General features: G+C 70.3%; 16 protein-coding genes. 12 read left to right on the top strand and 4 right to left on the bottom strand.

The features are described 5' to 3' along the window. Positions 1 to 73 precede the first annotated feature (73 nt). Together ybaK and JOE57_RS01165 are read right to left on the bottom strand one after the other, a co-directional pair. The gene (ybaK, locus tag JOE57_RS01170; RefSeq protein ID WP_204916020.1) at positions 74 to 562 is read right to left on the bottom strand and encodes a Cys-tRNA(Pro) deacylase; all 489 of its coding nucleotides are present in this window, start codon (positions 560 to 562) and stop codon (positions 74 to 76) included. Positions 563 to 579: 17 nt separating this feature from the next. Next, complete coding sequence (locus tag JOE57_RS01165; protein ID WP_204916019.1) at positions 580 to 1,353, bottom strand: DUF554 domain-containing protein; 774 nt, start codon at positions 1,351 to 1,353, stop codon at positions 580 to 582. Positions 1,354 to 1,490: 137 nt separating this feature from the next. On the opposite strand from JOE57_RS01165, the gene hisD reads away from it, so the two are divergent. The 5 genes from hisD to JOE57_RS01140 are packed head-to-tail and all read left to right on the top strand — an operon-like array spanning position 1,491 to position 6,190. Further along, positions 1,491 to 2,807: a histidinol dehydrogenase gene (hisD, locus tag JOE57_RS01160; RefSeq protein WP_204916018.1), complete on the top strand. Its 1,317-nt coding sequence runs from the start codon at positions 1,491 to 1,493 to the stop codon at positions 2,805 to 2,807. Next, positions 2,804 to 3,946 (top strand): histidinol-phosphate transaminase, encoded by a 1,143-nt coding sequence (locus tag JOE57_RS01155; RefSeq protein ID WP_338041091.1) that lies wholly within the window; start codon positions 2,804 to 2,806, stop codon positions 3,944 to 3,946. The genes hisD and JOE57_RS01155 overlap by 4 nt, the downstream gene beginning before the upstream one ends. Continuing rightward, entirely contained in the window at positions 3,943 to 4,614 is a 672-nt protein-coding gene (hisB, locus tag JOE57_RS01150) for an imidazoleglycerol-phosphate dehydratase HisB (RefSeq protein ID WP_204916017.1), read from the top strand. Before JOE57_RS01155 ends, hisB begins: the two co-directional genes overlap by 4 nt. After that, positions 4,611 to 5,246, top strand: coding sequence for an imidazole glycerol phosphate synthase subunit HisH (gene hisH, locus JOE57_RS01145; RefSeq protein WP_204916016.1), 636 nt, complete (start codon positions 4,611 to 4,613; stop codon positions 5,244 to 5,246). Before hisB ends, hisH begins: the two co-directional genes overlap by 4 nt. Next, entirely contained in the window at positions 5,243 to 6,190 is a 948-nt protein-coding gene (locus JOE57_RS01140) for an HAD-IA family hydrolase (protein ID WP_204916015.1), read from the top strand. Before hisH ends, JOE57_RS01140 begins: the two co-directional genes overlap by 4 nt. On the opposite strand, the gene JOE57_RS01135 is transcribed toward JOE57_RS01140, so the two are convergent. Then, positions 6,093 to 7,538 carry a polysialyltransferase family glycosyltransferase gene (locus JOE57_RS01135; RefSeq protein WP_204916014.1) on the bottom strand — a complete coding sequence of 482 codons (1,446 nt, stop codon included), beginning with the start codon at positions 7,536 to 7,538 and terminating at the stop codon, positions 6,093 to 6,095. The two genes, JOE57_RS01140 and JOE57_RS01135, sit on opposite strands and share 98 nt — an antisense overlap. Next, a complete protein-coding gene (locus tag JOE57_RS01130; protein ID WP_204916013.1) occupies positions 7,535 to 8,494 on the bottom strand; it encodes a glycosyltransferase in 960 nt (319 codons plus the stop codon). Before JOE57_RS01130 ends, JOE57_RS01135 begins: the two co-directional genes overlap by 4 nt. A 179-nt stretch (positions 8,495 to 8,673) precedes the next feature. Between JOE57_RS01130 and JOE57_RS01125 the strand changes: the two genes are divergently transcribed. The 7 genes from JOE57_RS01125 (at position 8,674) to JOE57_RS19050 (ending at position 17,469) form a co-directional block, all read left to right on the top strand. Further along, positions 8,674 to 9,624: an N-acetylneuraminate synthase family protein gene (locus tag JOE57_RS01125; RefSeq protein WP_204916012.1), complete on the top strand. Its 951-nt coding sequence runs from the start codon at positions 8,674 to 8,676 to the stop codon at positions 9,622 to 9,624. Beyond that, positions 9,621 to 10,622: a hypothetical protein gene (locus JOE57_RS01120; RefSeq protein ID WP_204916011.1), complete on the top strand. Its 1,002-nt coding sequence runs from the start codon at positions 9,621 to 9,623 to the stop codon at positions 10,620 to 10,622. Before JOE57_RS01125 ends, JOE57_RS01120 begins: the two co-directional genes overlap by 4 nt. Positions 10,623 to 10,848: 226 nt before the next feature. Beyond that, positions 10,849 to 11,616, top strand: a complete 768-nt coding sequence (gene priA, locus JOE57_RS01115; RefSeq protein ID WP_204916010.1) for a bifunctional 1-(5-phosphoribosyl)-5-((5-phosphoribosylamino)methylideneamino)imidazole-4-carboxamide isomerase/phosphoribosylanthranilate isomerase PriA — start codon at positions 10,849 to 10,851, stop codon at positions 11,614 to 11,616. Continuing rightward, entirely contained in the window at positions 11,613 to 13,967 is a 2,355-nt protein-coding gene (locus tag JOE57_RS01110; protein ID WP_204916009.1) for an HAD-IB family hydrolase, read from the top strand. The genes priA and JOE57_RS01110 overlap by 4 nt, the downstream gene beginning before the upstream one ends. A gap of 61 nt (positions 13,968 to 14,028) precedes the next feature. Further along, positions 14,029 to 15,528 carry a lactate racemase domain-containing protein gene (locus tag JOE57_RS01105; protein ID WP_204916008.1) on the top strand — a complete coding sequence of 500 codons (1,500 nt, stop codon included), beginning with the start codon at positions 14,029 to 14,031 and terminating at the stop codon, positions 15,526 to 15,528. Next, the gene (locus JOE57_RS01100) at positions 15,525 to 16,406 is read left to right on the top strand and encodes a lysophospholipid acyltransferase family protein (protein ID WP_204916007.1); all 882 of its coding nucleotides are present in this window, start codon (positions 15,525 to 15,527) and stop codon (positions 16,404 to 16,406) included. The genes JOE57_RS01105 and JOE57_RS01100 overlap by 4 nt, the downstream gene beginning before the upstream one ends. 7 nt (positions 16,407 to 16,413) lie before the next feature. Continuing rightward, positions 16,414 to 17,469, top strand: coding sequence for a GNAT family N-acetyltransferase (locus JOE57_RS19050; RefSeq protein WP_204916006.1), 1,056 nt, complete (start codon positions 16,414 to 16,416; stop codon positions 17,467 to 17,469). The last annotated feature ends 25 nt before the right edge of the window (positions 17,470 to 17,494 follow it).

Raw genomic sequence — 17,494 nt, 5'->3', positions numbered from 1 at the left:
CCGACGCGATCAGAGCGGACCGTCGTCAGACCGTCAGGTGACGCCCGGGCAGGTCAGGGGACGACCGGGTGCGTCAGTGGCCGATCGGGCAGGTCAGCGCCTGCGTCACCCGCACCAGGTCGGCGGGAGCGAGCTCGACCTGAAGCCCGCGTCGGCCGGCCGAGACCAGCACCGTGTCGAAAGTGAGCGCCGAGTCGTCGACCACCGTCCGCAGCCGGGTGCGCTGACCGACGGGGGAGATCCCCCCGATGACGTAGCCGCTGCTGCGCGCCGCCACGGCCGGGTCGGCCAGCTGCGCCCGCTTGCCGCCGATGGCGACCGCCAGCGCCTTCAGGTCCAGCTGCCGTGCCACCGGCACGACCGCCACCACCAGCTCGGAGTCGACCTCGGCGACCAGGGTCTTGAAGATGCGCCTCGGATCGACCCCCAGCGCCTCGGCCGCCTCCTCGCCATAGCCATGGTCGCCTGGTCGGTGCTCGTAGGTGCGCAGCACGAACGCCACCCCCGCCCTGGTCAGGGCCACGGTCGCCGGGGTGGCGCCGGCCGCCTGCTTCTTCGTCATCGCTGCGGCCTCCGACCTCAGCCGCCCAGCACGGCGACGAGCTGGACCAGCAGCGGTGCCACCACCAGCGCGGGGAGCAGGTTGCCCACCGGGACCTGCCTCACATGCAGCAGCCGCAGGCCGACGCCGAGCAGCAGCAGGCCACCGGTGGCGGTGAGAGCGGCCAGGTGCGCTGCCGGGACGAAGTCGCCGAGCAGGAAGCCGAGCAGGGTCAGCAGGCCCTGGATGACGCCAAGCGACACGACCGAGGCCATCACGCCGGCGCCGAGCGAGGCGGCGAAGGCGATCGAGGCGAACCCGTCCAACCCCGACTTGAGGATCAGCTGGTCGGCGCCCAGCCCCAGGCCGTCGGACAGCGAGCCGAGAATGGTGAGCGGGCCGACGCAGAACACCAGTGAGGCGGTCACGAAGCCCTCGACGAAGCGCTCCTTGGCGGGTTCGCCATCCACCAGCGGGCCATCCTCCCGGCCGCCGGTGCCCAGGCGGGTTCGCAGCCATCCGCCGAAGCCCTCCAATCGTGCCTCGATGTCCAGCAGCGAGCCGACGATTCCGCCGAACAGCATCGCCCCGAGCACGATCAGCACCGGCGCGCTCGACCCGACCAGGTCGCTCAGCGCGGCCGAGGTCACCTGGACCGCGGCCAGACCGCCGATCAACAACGTCACCAGACCGAGCGCATCGGTGACGGTGTCCCGGGTCCGCTTCGGCAGCCGATGTCCCAGCAGAAGGCCGAGGGAGGATCCGATCACCACCGTGGCCATGTTCACAACGGTGCCGAAACCGGGGAACATGCGCACTTCCTCCAGCAGGATCGGATGGGTGGGATCTGGTGGCCGATTGTGTCACGGGCAGCCGCGACCCGGCCCTGCGCCGGGCACCGGTGAGATATCGGCTGGTGGGCGCGGACCCATTCCGTAGAATCGGGGTCGTGCTTCGCCTCCTTGATCTTCGTGGCCGCCTCGACGCGGGAGAGACCCTCGACTACCGGGCCATCGTGCCGCGGGCCGATTTCGACGTCGACCATGCGGTGGAACGGGTGCGCCCGATCTGCGCCGCCGTGCGTCACGAGGGGATCGAGGCGCTGGCCAGATACTCCGAACAGTTCGACGGGGTCGTCCCGGACTCCTTCCGGGTGCCGGCGGCGGCCCTCGCCGCTGCCGCGGACCGGCTCGACGACGAGCTTCGTGCCGCCTTCACGGTGGCGATCGAGCGTCGTCGAGCGGTCAGCGCGGCCGAGCTGGGCGAAAAGTCGGTCGACGTCACCCTCGCCGCTGGCGCGGTCGTCAGCCAGAAGATGATCCCGGTCGAGCGCGTCGGACTCTACGTGCCCGGCGGTCTGGCGCCGCTGGCGTCGAGCGTGATCATGAACGTCGTCCCGGCCCAGCTGGCCGGGGTGAGCTCGATTGCGGTCACCTCCCCGCCACAGAAGGAGTTCGGCGGCCTGCCGCACCCCAACATCCTCGCCCTCTGCCACATCCTCGGGATCGAGGAGGTGTACGCCGTCGGCGGCGCGCAGGCGATCGCGATGTTCGCCTACGGGGTGCCGGGACTGTGCCCGGCGGTCGACCTGGTGACCGGTCCGGGCAACATCTATGTGGTGGCAGCCAAGCGGTTGCTGAAGGGGCGGATCGGGATCGACTCCGAGGCCGGGACCACTGAGATCGCCATCCTGGCCGATGCCGCCGCCAACCCGGTGCACGTCGCGGCCGATCTCATCTCGCAGGCCGAGCATGACCCCGCCGCGGCCTCGGTGCTGGTGACCGACTCCGCTGACCTGGTGGCGCGGGTCGAGACGGAGCTCGAGCGGCAGGTGGCCCTGACCAAGCACGTCGAACGGGTACGGACCGCGCTGGCCGGCCGCCAGTCCGGCGCGGTGCTGGTGGACGACCTGGACCAGGGGGTCGCCGTCGTCGACGCCTACGCGGCCGAGCACCTCGAGCTGCACACCGCCGACGCCGAGGCGGTGGCCGCCCGGATCCGCAACGCCGGCGCCATCTTCATCGGCACCTGGTCGCCGGTCAGCCTGGGTGACTACCTGGCGGGCAGCACCCACGTACTGCCGACCGGCGGCTGCGCCTGCCACTCGTCCGGGCTCAATGTGAAGAGCTTCCTGAAGGCGGTGCACCTGATCAACTACTCGCGGGAGGCGCTGGCCGAGGTCGCCCGGCACGTCGAGGTGTTCGCCGCCGCGGAGGACCTGCCGGCCCACGGCGCGGCCGTCACCGTCAGGTTCGAGCAGCGGTGAGCGGCAGCAGCAACGCAGCGACCGCCCGGCCGACGTTGGCCGACCTGCCGCTCCGACCCGAGCTGGTGGGGGAGGAGCCGTACGGGGCACCGCAGCTGGAGGTCGCGGTGCAGCTGAACGTGAACGAGAACCCCTACCCGCCGGGGCCGGAGGTGGTCGCCGACATCGCCGCCGCGGTGGCGACCGTCGCCGGCCGACTGAACCGGTACCCGGACCGGGATGCCTGGGCGCTTCGTGAGGACCTGGCCCGCTACCTGGGCCACGGCCTGACCGCCGACCAGGTGTGGGCCGCGAACGGCAGCAACGAGGTGATGCTGCAGGTGCTGCAGGCCTTCGGCGGACCCGGTCGCAGCGCCCTCTCCTTCGCGCCGACCTACTCCATGTACCCGGAGTACGCCCGGGACACCCACACCCGCTGGCTGACGGCACCCCGCCGTGCGGACTTCACGATCGACCCGCAGGAGGCGGTGGCCGCCGTCAAGGAGCACGCTCCCGACGTCGTATTCGTCACCAGCCCGAACAACCCGACCGGCACCGCTGTGGCGCTGGAGACCCTCGCCGACATCTGCGCCGCCGCACCGGGGGTCGTCGTCGTCGACGAGGCGTACGTCGAGTTCGCCCGCACCGGAACACCGAGTGCACTGGCGCTACTGCCCGACTTCCCGCGGCTGGCGGTCAGCCGCACCATGTCGAAGGCGTTCGCGTTCGCCGGCGGCCGGCTGGGCTACCTGGCGGCGGCGCCCGCCTTCGTCGATGCACTCCGGATCGTCCGGCTGCCGTACCACCTCTCCGCCGTCACCCAGGCGGTGGCCCGGGTCGCGCTGGCCCACGCCGACGAGATGCTGGCCCACGTCGACCTGCTGCGCACCGAACGGGACCAGCTGGCGACCTGGCTGTCGGAGCAGGGCCTGGAGGTGGCGGCCTCCGACGCCAACTTCTGTCTGTTCGGCCGGTTCGCCGACCGACACCGGGTCTGGCAGGCCCTGTTGGACCGCGATGTGCTGATCAGGGAGACTGGGCCCGACGGCTGGCTCCGGGTGTCGGTGGGCACCCACGAGGAGATGGCCACCTTCACAAGCGCACTCCGCCAGATCCTCGACGACCCGGAGATCTCGGCCAGAAAGGACGCCGCCCGATGACCGAGACCAGCCCCCGAGCTCTGACGCCCCCTGAGCGCACCGCCGTGCTGGAACGGACGACGTCGGAGTCGAAGGTCGTCCTCAGCCTGAACCTGGACGGCAGCGGTCAGGCGAAGATCGCCACCGGCGTCGGGTTCTATGACCACATGCTGAATGCGCTGGCCAAGCACGCCCTGTTCGACCTGGAGATCGAGAGCGTCGGCGACCTGCACATCGACGCCCACCACACCGTCGAGGACACGGCGATCGTGCTCGGCCAGGCCATCCGGCAGGCGCTGGGGGACAAGGTCGGCATCCGGCGGTTCGCTGATGCCCTGGTGCCGCTGGACGAGGCGCTGGCCCAGTGCGTCGTCGACGTGTCCGGGCGGCCGTACTGCGTGCACAGCGGTGAGCCGGCGGGACAGGAGTACGCCCTGATCGGCGGCGGGCCGGCCACCGGGTCCGGCCCGGGTCCGGTCGGCGTGCCGTACGCGGGGTCGCTGACCCGGCACGTGCTGGAGACGCTCGCCTTCCACGCCCACCTCTGCCTGCACGTCACCGTGCTCGCCGGCCGGGACCCGCACCACATCGTCGAGGCGCAGTTCAAGGCGCTCGCCCGGGCGCTCCGGGACGCCGTCGCCCACGACCCGCGGGTACGAGGGGTGCCCAGCACCAAGGGAGCCCTGTGACGGTTCCGGCGGCCGGGCGCAAGAAGGTCGTCGTTCTCGACTACGGCTCCGGCAACATCCGCTCGGCCGAGCGCGCGATCGCCCGGGCCGGAGTCGAGGTGACGGTGACCCTCGATGCCGAGCTCGCCCTGGCGGCAGACGGCCTCGTGGTGCCCGGTGTGGGTGCCTTCGCGGCCTGCATGGACGGACTGCGCGCCGTCGGCGGCGACAAGATCATCGCCGAGCGGGTGGCCAACCAGCAGCCGACGCTGGCGATCTGCGTCGGTCATCAGGTCCTGTTCAGCAGGGGGGTCGAGCATGGCCGGGCCGCCGACGGCTGTGGTCTGTGGCCGGGCGAGGTCGAGCTGATCCACGCCGAACGGCTGCCGCACATGGGGTGGAACACGGTACGTACCCAGAGCGGCAGCGCGATGTTCGCCGGCGTCGAGTCCGACCGCTTCTACTTCGTGCACTCCTACGCGGTTCGTGAGTTCGAGCCGCCGCCCGGTGCCGTGGTGACCTGGGCCGACCATGGTGGCGACACCTTCGTCGCCGCTGTGGAGGACGGCCCGCTGTGGTCGACGCAGTTCCACCCCGAGAAGTCCGGAGACGCCGGCGGGCGGCTGATCAGCAACTGGGTCGCCACACTGTGACGGCCTCCGCGGACACGGTGATCTTCGACCTCGGCCGGGTGCTGCTCGAGTGGGACCCACGGCTGGCGTTCGCCGAGGTGCTGCCGGCCGAGGAGATCGGCGAGTTCATGGAGCAGATCTCCTTCGCCGAGTGGAACCTCGCCCACGACGCCGGGCAGGAGTGGTCCGTCGGCGAAACCGAGCTGATCAGCCGCTTCCCCGACCGGGCCGAGGCGATCCTGGCCTACCGACGCCACTTCGCCCGTACCCTCACCGGGCTGGTGCCCGGCACCGCCGCGCTGGTCGCCGAGCTGCAGCGCCGCGGCGTTCGGCTGATCGCGCTGACCAACTGGTCGGCGGAGCTCTTCCCCGTTGCCCGTCGCAGCTTCTCCATCCTGGACCGCTTCGAGGGGATCGTGGTGTCCGGCGAGGAGCAGCTGGCCAAGCCGGACCCGGCGATCTTCACCCTGCTGTGCGAGCGGTACGGCGTCGATCCCGCAGCGGCGGTCTTCATCGACGACTCGCCGAAGAACTGTCGAGCGGCCGCAGCAGTGGGGCTGACCGTGATCAACTTCGTCGACGCCGAGTCGACCAGGTCCGCGCTGGTTGATCTTGGACTGCTGCAGACCCGCCAACCCGTCGCCGGCCCGGTGTTCCACGTGGCCGAACGGGAGCTGTGGCAGCAGGGACTGGACAGCGGCGACTACCCCTGGTCGAGCCGCGGGCTGAGCTATCAGCGGCAGGGCTTCGTGCACTGCGCGCTGCCAGATCAGGTCGCTGGCGTGCTGGCGTCGACCTATGCCGACCTCAATCGCGCCGACCTGGTCGTCGGTGAGTTCGACCCGCAGGAGCTCGACGGAGTCGTGATCATGGAAGACCTCGGCGGAGAGGGCGAGTTCCCGCACCTGTACGCGCCGCTGGACCTGCGCCGGTCGCGCGCAGTACACCCCGGTACGTCCTTCTGAGTCGAGACCGCAGCCGGCGCCCGATCCGACGGGTCTGTTGCAGGCGAGGTGGCAGCGCACCCGGCAGCTGCAGGGCGGTGAGCCGGCGGCGTTTGAAGTAGCGCGCCTGGTCAGGGTAGTGGGCGGCCAGGTAGCGCACCGCCTCGTCACGCAGCTTCGGGTAGAGGCTCGGTCGCATCGCATAGCCGACCGTGTTGACGAGAGCCTGGGCCGAGACGGCGGCTCCCGTGGTGTCCCTGTGCTGCTCCGGTCGCCGCGGCTCGGGCGGTCGGCTCAGGTCGGCGACATCGGGCAGCAGCGCATCCACCAGGGTGACCGGTATCCGGTTGCTGTTCTCGTACGGCTGCAACCGTTCGAGCAGTAGCTCGGTCCCGCTGCGGGCGGCCGGGAGGTCGAAGTATCTGGCCGCGGTGAGCAGTGCGGTGGAGAAGCACCCGACCACCAGCTCCACCCGCAGCTGCTCGAACAGGCTCTCGGCCAGCACCGGAGCAGAGCAGACGAGCACCTGCACCCCCAGCCGTTCCGCCTCGGCCAGCATCGGATCGGCCAGCGCTCGGCCAGCGTTGGGGTGTGGTTTGAAGATGACGATGCGATGTCCGAGCTGGGCGATGCCGACCAGCATCTGCCGATGCAGCTCCGCCTCCTCGTCGACGCTCAGCACGCCCAGCGCCGAGAGGTACTGCCCGATGATGATCACGACCGGCTGGTCGGCCGGGCAGGGCAGCGTCACCTGCCCGGTCACCCGCCGGAGTACCGCGCGGAAGGCCCGGTCAGACACCGCCTCGGCCGGCACGTCCCACTCGCTCAGCAGCAACGGCCTCAGGCCGGGCACCAGATCGAGATAGAGCAGGCGCTCGACCCGGCCGCCGACCAGCGGAGCCAGCCGAACCCGGGTCGGCCCGTAGCTCATCAGGCCATCGGCGTACACGTCGATCCGCGCGTCCGGGAAGATCCGGCAGAGCGCGAGTGCCGGACAGACCTGGATGCTCTCCAGCACCAGGTGCACGTCGGCCCGACCGAGGTGCCACCGCAGCCGGAGGTAGCGTTCCCAGATCGGCAGCTCGTCCACTCTGGGCGACCACAGCGACGGGTGCTGAGGGGCGATGGCGTCGTTGTAGTCCAGCACCCGGTCGAACCGCTGCACCAGTGCGGCGAAGCCGTGCATCTCCTGGAGCCGGGCAGCGGTCTCGGGTGTCTGGGCATTGTTGCTGACCACCAGGACACGCTCGTCGGCGGCGTTGAAGGCGCCGCCGTCAAGTGCTGCGGTGAGGGTGACCAGGCCGTAGAAGGTGGAGACGACGAAGACCTGGACCGTCGACGACGACGGTGCTGGCGATGACCCGCTCATGCGGCTGCGCCGATCAGCTCGCTCAACTGCCGGCGGCGGTCCGGGTCGAGCGTCTGTGCCGTCTTGATCAGCTCCTCCCTGGGTAGCCGGCGGGCCGCCTGCTCGCAGAGGGTGCGCAGGGCGGCATCCAGCGGCGGGGCATAGCTGTCCAGCCGCCGCAGGTGGTGGCACAGGATGGCGGCGTACGACCGCAGCGCCTTCGGCAACAGCAGCTCGCACTCAGGGTCGGCGGCCACGTCGGCGAGGATCTGGTCGAAGGCTGGGACGAAGTCGAACTGGCGGGTGTCGGTGACCTGGCTCAGCGAGCTGGTGATGCCGCGGCGGTAGAAGACGCCGAGCAGTCCGACCACGGCAAACGAGTCCGCACCCAGGTGCAGACGCCAGTTCCAGGGTCGGTCCTCGCAGGTGCGCAGACCGGGGGTGAAGTGCAGCAGCCCGGCGTCGGCGAGCCGGCGGTGGTAGATCCCGGCCCACGCGAACGGATAGTCGACCGAGGTGTTGCGGTCGTCGGGAAGGATGCCGCTGCGGGGGTCCCGCGGCCGCGAGCGGGGGCCGTAGGGGACCCGGTCGATGGTGCGCCGGCGACCCAGGACCCGGACATGATCGGTGCGGACGAAGTCGACCGCCAGCCGTTCGATGGTCGCGACCAGCTCGGTGTAGTAGCCCGGCGCCACGAAGTCGTCGCCGTCCAGGAAGGCCAGGTGCTCACCCCGCGCGGCGTCCAGGCCGACGTTGCGGGTGGCGGCCAGACCCCGGTTCAGCGAGTTCTTGATCAGGCGTGCACCCGGGAGGTGGTCGAGCTCGGCCTCGAGCAGTGCCGCCGTGCCGTCCTGTGAGGCGTCGTCGACGAACAGGTACTCGATCCGTGGGTCCGTGTTGCGGGCCAGGCTGCGGATCGTCTCGGGCAGGAACTCAGCGACGTTGAAGCAGGGCACGACCACCGAAAGTTTGATCACCGCGCCGACGTTAGGCAGTCAGTGTCCGGTGCCGGTGTCGCCGGGCTGTCGCGTCGGTGAACGATCATGAACGTCTGGGCCAACAAGCTGATCATGGTCGATTGTTGGCGGTGTGTTGTTCGCTTCGTGTTCACGTGTCCTCAGCCGTCAGGAAATGCCCGGTTCCTACGGTCTGTCACATGACTACAGAAAACTTCCGCACACTCGCCGTTCGCACCCTGGGCTCGGCCAAGGTCGGCCCCGGTCACCCCGTCTTCATCACCGGTGAGATCGGTATCAACCACAACGGTGAGCTGAAGAACGCCTTCGACCTGATCGACGTCGCGGCCGAGGCAGGCTGCAACGCCGTGAAGTTCCAGAAGCGCACCCCGGAGGTCTGCACCCCACGCGACCAGTGGGACGTGGAGCGGGACACCCCCTGGGGTCGGATGACCTACATCGACTACCGGCACCGGGTCGAGTTCGACGCCGACGACTACCGCGCCATCGACGAGCACTGCCGGCAGCGGGGCATCGACTGGTTCGCCTCGCCGTGGGACGTCGAGTCGGTCGACTTCCTGGAGCAGTTCGACGTACCCGCCCACAAGGTCGCCTCGGCCTCCCTCACCGACGACGAGCTGCTGCGGCGACTGCGGGCCACCGGGCGTACCGTCATCCTCTCGACGGGCATGTCCACGCCCCGGCAGATCCGGCACGCCGTGGAGGTGCTCGGCAGCGACAACATCGTGCTGCTGCATGCAACCAGCACCTACCCGGCGCGCAATACCGAGCTCAACCTGCGGATGATCCACACCCTGCAGCGCGAGTTCCCGAACGTACCGATCGGCTACTCCGGTCACGAGACCGGTCTGCAAACCACGCTCGCGGCGGTCGCACTCGGCGCCACCTTCGTCGAACGGCACATCACCCTGGACCGGGCCCTCTGGGGCTCCGACCAGGCCGCATCGGTCGAACCGCAGGGTCTGCAGCGGCTGGTCCGTGACATCCGGGCCATCGAGGAGTCCCTGGGCGACGGGGTCAAGCGGGTGTACGAGGGTGAGCTGGCCGCGATGCGGAAGCTCCGCCGGGTCCAAGGCGAGGGAACGGTCGAGGCCGAGGACGGGGTCAGGGAGCTGGTCAGCGCGTCATGACCACGACCGCCCTGGTCGAGAGCCCGGCCCAGCTGCTGAACGTGCTGGAATGGGCCCACGCGCAGGGCACTGACGACCTGTGCATCACCGTACTGGCGCCTCGGCAGGAGCAGAGCCGACAACAGCTGCACCGGATGTCGGAGCTGGCCGGCGCTGTCGGTCATCGCCTGGACTGGCAGGAGCCACGCGCCAGCCGGAGTGCCGGACTGGCCAGCGTCCGGGCGCTGTCCGGGCAGCTCAGGGCGACCGATCAGCTGGTGCTGGGGGACCCGTTCTCCGGACTGATGCAGCTGGTGCTGGGCCTCAGCCGGATCCAGCAGCTGGTGGTGGTCGACGACGGCAGCGCGACGTTGGAGTTCGTCGAGAGGCTGGAGTCCGGCGGTGACCTGGTCCGCTGGCACCGCGCCGGGCGGTCGCGCCCGCTGGCCGCGCTGGCCCGTCGACGGCTGACGGCCCGGCCGGGGCGGTCGGTGCAGCTGTTCACGGCGATGCCGGTGGAGAGCTCGGCCGTCACTGTGGTGCGCAACTCGTTCGGCTGGTCGCGACGGCGGTACCCTGCCCCGGTGCTGCTCGAGACGACGGACCTGGTCGGGACATCGCTGGTGGAGACCGGCGTGGTCGAGCTGGACCGCTACCTGCGCGGGGTCGAGCTGCTCGCCGGGCGTCACGGGGTCAGCCGCTACCTGGCGCACCGGCGCGAGTCCGCGGCCAAGCTGAGCCGGATCGAGGCGCTCGGCCTCGACATCGTCCGGCCCGACCTACCGCTGGAGCTGTGGGTGCGCCGCAGCCCGATCGGGCGGACCGTCCTCAGCTTTCCGTCGACGGTCGTCCACACCCTGCCTGTCGTCCTTCGTGGGCTCGGGGTTTCGGTGTCCTGCTGCGACATCGACAACGACTGGTTCACCCATCAGGCGAGCCCGCACTCGCAGCGTTTCCTGACGACCGTGACCCGAACCGCCCGACTGACGTATGGCCTGTCCTCCGTCGCCGCCGCGTGACGCCTCGGGGCATGCTGCTAGGGCGGATGCGGTCATCGCCTGGTGGCAGAAACCGACCACTCGTCGTCGGCTGAGTGGCCCACCCCCGGCGCGGCGGGGCGGTCCGCACTCGCTGACTGGTCGTTTCCTTGCACTCGAGCCGCGGAGGGACAGGCTGAGGCCGCGGTGGGACGGGCTCAGGGCGCAGGATGTGCCAGCCGAGGGGTGTTCCGGATAGGGTCTTCGGGTGGATTCATTGGTGCTGTTGCCTGCCGTGGACGTCGCCGACGGTCAGGCCGTCCAACTCGTTCAGGGCAGGGCCGGTTCGGAGAAGAGGTTCGGGGACCCGAGGGTCGCCGCGCAACGCTGGGCCGACGCCGGCGCGGAATGGATCCATCTGGTGGACCTCGATGCCGCCTTCGGCCGGGGGGACAACGCCGCTGTGATCGCCGAGGTCACGGCCGCGATGCCGCTCAAGGTGGAGCTGTCCGGCGGCATCCGAGACGATGCGAGCCTGGAGCGGGCACTGGCGACCGGATGTGCCCGGGTGAACATCGGCACGGCCGCACTGGAACGTCCGGAGTGGTGCGAGGAGATCATCGCCAGCCACGGTGACCGGATCGCCATCGGCCTCGATGTCAGGGGCCGTCGGCTGGCCGCCCGCGGTTGGACCGAGGAGGGTGGCGACCTCTACGAGACACTGGACCGGCTCGACCGTGCCGGCTGCGCCCGGTTCGTGGTCACCGACGTCGCCTCGGACGGCATGCTGGCCGGGCCCAACTTCGAGCTGCTCCGCAACGTCTGCGCCCGCACCGACAAGCCGGTCATCGCCAGCGGCGGGATCTCGACGCTGGCGGACATCGCGGCGCTGACCGAGCTGGTGGGTGCCGGGGTCGAGGGTGCGATCATCGGCACGGCGCTCTATGTCGGCAACTTCACCATCGAGGAGGCCCTGGCGACAGCGCAGGGCCGCCCGGTGAGCGAGCCGGCCGACCGTGGACTGGGGGGCCTATGACGGCCGTCCCCGCGGCGGCCTTCCGCCGCTCCGCTGTCGCCACCGCTGCCGGGCCGACTCTCGACGGCCGGCTGAGCGAGCTGCTCGCCGGCAAGAAGATCGTCATGACCGGTGTCACGGGTTTCATCGGTGAACAGGTGCTCTGGAAGATCCTGACCGAGCTCCCGGAGACCGCGCCCGCGGTCCTGGTCCGACGGAAGGGTTCCGCGTCCGCCCGGGAGCGCGTGATCGGCCTGGTCAAGAAGAAGATCTTCACCCAGCTGCGGGAGGCGGCCGGCGGCGCCGAGCAGCTGGTGGATGCCCGGATCCAGGTGATCGAGGGCGACCTGCCGAACGTCCCCGAGCTGCCCGCCGATCTCGACGTGGTGATGCATTGCGCCGGAGACGTGTCCTTCGACCCGCCGATCGACCAGGCGTTCACCACCAATGTGATCGGCACCCGGGCCCTGATGCGGCGGATGATTGAGGCCGTCACCGACGAGGCTGGCAATATCACCAAGGTGCCGCACTATGTGCACATCTCCACCGCCTACACGGCCGGACGGCGCCGTGGCGCCATCCCGGAGGCTCCGCACGAGCACAGCATCGACTACGAGACCGAGACCCGGGCCGGGCTGGCCATGCGCGAGCTGATCGAGGCCGAGTCCCGCACCGCCGAGCAGCTCACCCGGCTGCGCAAGGAGGCTGAGCGGGAGCATCGCGCCGCCGGCTTCCTGACCACGGCCGCCGACACCGAGCGCCGCCGCAAGGACTGGGTGCAGGAGAAGCTGGTCGAGGCCGGCACCGAACGGGCCCGGTCGCTGGGCTGGACCGACGTCTACACCTTCACCAAGGCACTGGGTGAGAGGGTGGTCGCCGATCTCGGGGCCAACCTGCACGTCTCGATCGTCCGTCCCGCCATCGTCGAGTCGTCCTGGTTGCACCCGTACCCCGGATGGATCGAGGGGTTCAAGATGGCCGAGCCGCTGATCCTGGCGTACGGCCGGGGCGAGCTGCCCGAGTTCCCGGCCTCACCGGACTCGGTGGTCGACATCGTGCCCTGCGACCACGTCGTGAACGCCATCCTCGCCGTCTGCGCGACTGTGCCCGAGGTCGGCAGACCCGAGTACTACCACGTGGCCTCCGGGGCGCGGAACCCACTGACCTTCCGCGAGCTGTACGACCACGTCCGCTCCTACTTCACCGCCCACCCCTTCGACGGCGGCGAGCGTGGCGCCGCCCACCTGCCGCAATGGCAGTTCCCCGGTGCCACGTCGGTCGAGCGGCTGCTGACGAACTCCGAGCGCGCCCACAAGGTGGCCGAACGGGTGCTGGCGAGAGCCCCGCGCTCGGAGCGGATTCGCAAGATCGCCCGCGACCTGGACCGGGCACGGGTCCGGATGACCTTCTTGCGCCGCTACCTGGGCCTGTACAACGAGTATGCCCAGTCCGAGCTGCACTTCGTCGACGACAACACGCTGCGGCTGACCCGGTCGCTGCACCCGGATGACCAGCCGATCTTCGCCTTCGACACCGCCGTCTACGACTGGACCACCTACATCGAGGAGGTGCACTGCCCGTCGATCACCGAGCCGGTCCGCAGGATGGACGCCATCCGGCGCAAGCGGGGTGCGCGTCCCACCACGATGAAAGACCTGAGCAGGGACACCGCCGGGTCGCAGGCCCTGGCCGTCTTCGACCTGGACGGCACGGTGATGACCACGAACGTCATCGAGACCTACCTCTGGGCCCGACTGCCGGAGCTCAGCAAGCTGCGTCAGGCTGCCGAGGTGGGCGCGGTGCTGCGCAAGCTGCCCAGCTACATCAAGGCGGAAAGGCGCGACCGCGGCACCTTCCTGCGTGCGGTGTACCGGCGCTACCAGGGCGCCGACCTGGCCGCCCTGGAGGAGTTCGTCGACAACGAGATGGCCCCGCACGTGCTCAGCCGGCTGTCCCCGGACGCGGTCCGCCGGATCCGGGCCCACCGCGCCGCCGGACACACCACCATCCTGATCACCGGTGTCGTCCGGCCGCTGACCAGGCCGCTACGGCCGCTGTTCGACGTCATCGTCGCCGCCGACCTGGCCACCGACGCCGACGGCCGGTGCACCGGGTTCCTCACCGGGCCGCCGCTGGTGGGCGAGTCACGGGCGGCCTGGCTGCGGCACTTCGCCGCCTTGAACGGGATCGACCTGTCCCGAAGCTTCGCCTACGCCGACTCGCACTCAGACCAGCCCATGCTGGCGGCGGTCGGCAACCCGGTGGCGGTGAGCCCGGACGTACCCCTGATGCGGGCCGCCCGGGCCAACCAGTGGTCGATGGCCGAATGGCGGATCAAGCCGCAGGCGTTCCGCTGGACGATGCCGAAATGACGTCCACCAGCAGCATCGCCGCCCCGAGCCTGCCAGCACTGCACGACACAGGAGAACACTGATGGCACGTCCAGGCTTCGTCCACGAGGTCGACACCCGCACCCCGCCGTTGCTGATCCCCACCGGCGACACCTTCCGGCTGGAACGACTTCCGCTCGGCACCCAGGTGGTCTACCCGCCGGAGGCACTGCCGGCGTTGCCCGACGTCGAGGCCGCCATCGACGAGGCCCTCGGCCAGCCGTTGGGCAGTGACCCGCTGGCCGATCGGCTGCGGGCAGGAATGAAGCTGACCATCGCCTTCGACGACGTCACCGTGCCGGCGCCACGGATGCGGCGCCCCGACATCAGGGGCCGGATCATCGAGAAGGTGTTGGGGCTGGCGGCCGCAGCCGGAGTCGACGACGTCGAACTGCTGGTCGGCAACGGTCTGCAGCGCCGGATCACCCAGGCCGAGATGCTGCATCTGCTCGGTGAGCGGGTCTTCCGTTCCTTCTTCGCCGACGGTCGGCTCAACAATCACGACGCGACTGACGTGCACGGCTCGATCAACGCCCGCGCGGCCGAGTCCGACCTGCTGGTGTACGTCCACGTCACCGTGTCGCCCTTGGGGAACGGCGTGGCGGCCGTACTGAAGGGGCTCGGCCCGGCCGAGCTGCTGCTCGAGCGCGGCGGGCTGGACGCCGTCCGGTCCGGCCAGACCGAACCCGTTCCTGAGTGGGGCACCCTGCCGCCGATCTTCAGCGTGGAGGCCGTGCTGGACAACAACGCCTTCCCCACCGGTCTGGACTTCCTGGCCAAGCGGGAGTGGGAGTGGAGCCTGCGGGACCGGATGACCTCCTCAGCCGTGATGCGCGCCCTCGAGCTGGCGCCGGCCAAGGCGCGACGCCGGCTGGTCAACTCGGCCGAGGCGTCCTTCGGGGTCATCCAGGTCAGGGCCGGGGACCCGGGGGCGGTGGCCGAAGCATCGGCGTCGAAGGTGCGTCAGCAACAGCTGGTGGAGGTCAAGGGCCAGGCCGACGTGATGATCACCGGAGTCGGCCAGCATTCGCCCTACAGCGCAGACTCGGTCCTCAACCCGATCCTGGCCGCCTGGATGGCTCTGGGGCACACCTTCGCCGCGCACACCGGCTTACCGGTGGTCCGGGAGGGTGGGGCCCTGATCGTCTACCATCCGGCGGTGAACGAGTTCAGCTCGTTGCACCATCCGTCCTATGTGGACTTCTTCGCCGATGTGCTCTCGGCGGGCACCGATGCGACCGAGGTGCGGGACACGTTCCAGGCGAAGTACGCCGAGGACGCCTGGTACGCGCACCTCTACCGGTCCGGGAACGCCTACCACGGTGCCCACCCGTTCCTGCTCTGGTACCAGCTGTCACGGGCAGTGGAGCACTGCGGTGACATCATCTGGGTCGGTGCCGACATCGCCACCGTCGAACGGCTCGGCTTCCGGAGCGCGAGCACCCTGCACGACGCGCTCGAGATCGTGGCCCCGACCGTCGGCCGGACACCGAAGATCAGCTATCTGCACCAGCCGACGCACCTGATCGCGGACGTCAGATGACTCCCAAGCTGCCGATCCCGCGTCGTCGGGAGAACCGACCAGCCGCCGCCGAGCCCACCGACGTGAGCGAGGCGAGCCCGGGCACCGCCCGCACCGACTGGGCCCGGCGCGGGCCGGTCAGGGTGCTGCGCGAGGTGGTCCAGGTCGCCGGCCTGAGGACGTTGCTGCGAGCCGAGGTGTCGATGGAGGTGCAGGGGCTGGACCGGATCCGCGACCTGGAGGGTCCTGCCCTGATCGTGGCCAACCACTCGAGCCACCTGGACACCGCCCTGCTGCTGTGCACGCTGCCAGCCGACCGTCGGCGGCGGACGGCGGTGGCCGCGGCCAAGGACTACTTCTTCGATACCTGGTGGCGTGCTGCCGGGTCCGCCATCGCCTTCAACACTTTCCCGATCGACCGGCAGGCGGGTGCCCTCAGCGCCACGCCCGGCAAGCTGCTGTCGGAGGGGTGGAGTGTGTTGCTCTATCCGGAGGGCACCCGCTCCAAGGACGGCTACCTCGGCCGGTTCCGGCTCGGCGCCGCCTGGCTGGCCGCCCAGCACCAGGTTCCGGTGATTCCGGTCGGGCTGCGCGGCAGCTATGCCGCGATGCCGCGCGGCAAGTCCTGGCCGGTCAGCGGCCGGCCTCGGGTCAGCGTCCGCTACGGCGACCCGATCGTGCCGCGACCCGGCGAGACCCCACGTGAGCTTGCGCCGAAGATCGCGGCTGCTGTGAAACAGTTGATCGAGGAGGACAGCGGCACCTGGTGGCAGTCGCAGCGCGGCGCCGCGGCGGTGGTTGTCGAGCCGCCGGCTGGGAGCTGGCGGCGGATCTGGCAGCAGACCGAGCCACCCGCCCCGGGCGGCGGGTCCGAACGAACGAAGATCTGGCGGAATTGAGGAGAGCGTGTCACATCGCCCCGCGCGTGAGCGCAGGCAGCTGACCCCGGCCGTGGACGGGCTCCCGGACTCCGAGGGCAACCTGGAATGGTCCGGGATCACCCGTGAAGACCTTGAAGAGCTGAGCGGGCTGATGACGGCCATCGAGGTACTCGACGAGCCCCTGGAACGGCACAGCCTCGAAGCGCTCTACGAGGCCTTCGACGAGGCCGGCGCCGACCCCGCCCACGACGGTCTGCTGGGCCGCGACGGCGGCGGACCGCTGGTCGCGTACGGCTGGAACCACCCAGGTCGAACCGACACCGACCCACGACGGGTCTACCTGGACGGCGGGGTGCACCCGGGCTGGCGGCGGCAGGGGATCGGCACCGCGTTGCTCCGGTGGCAGCTGGAGCAGGCCCGGAGCTGGTATCGACGGAGCTGGCAGCCGGGACACGGCCCGCTGCGGGTGATGGGGCATGTCGACGAGAAGCAGACCGGACGGCGGGCCCTGTTCGAGTCATTCGGCCTGGAGCCGCTGCGCTGGTACGCCGACATGTCGTTCCTCTTCGACGGCGACCCGCCGACGGCGCCGGTGCCGACCGGGGTCACCATCGTGCCGTTCAGCGACGAGCTGTCCGAGGGCGTCCGCCGGGCCCACAACGAGGCCTTCGCCGACCACTGGGGCTCGCAGCCGGTGGACCGGACCCGGTGGCAGGAGCAGCTGGTGCGCGCCGACGCGCGACCGGAGTGGAGCTGGGTGGCGCTGGACGGTGAGACCGGCGAGGTCACCGGCTATGCGATGAACGCCGCCTACCGACAGGACTGGGACGCCCAGGGCTACTCGGAGGGCTGGACCGACCGTCTCGGGGTCCGCCGGGCCTGGCGTGGCCGGGGGATCGCCAGGGCGCTGCTGTGTGCCTCGATGCGCTCATTCGCCGACGCCGGTCTGGAGGCGGCCGGGCTGGGGGTCGACTCGGACAACCCGACCGGCGCCTTCCAACTGTACGAAAGCCTCGGCTACCGTGCAGGCGAGACGATCGTCATGCACGCGCTGACCGAGAACTACCAACCGGCCGGATAAACTCAGTCTGTTCCGGTCCCGAAGC

The organism is Microlunatus panaciterrae (assembly GCF_016907535.1).
Classification (GTDB): Bacteria; Actinomycetota; Actinomycetes; order Propionibacteriales; family Propionibacteriaceae; genus Microlunatus; species Microlunatus panaciterrae.
The sequence above is the reverse complement of the archived record's forward strand: the minus strand, read 5'-3'. Positions and strand labels throughout refer to the sequence as shown.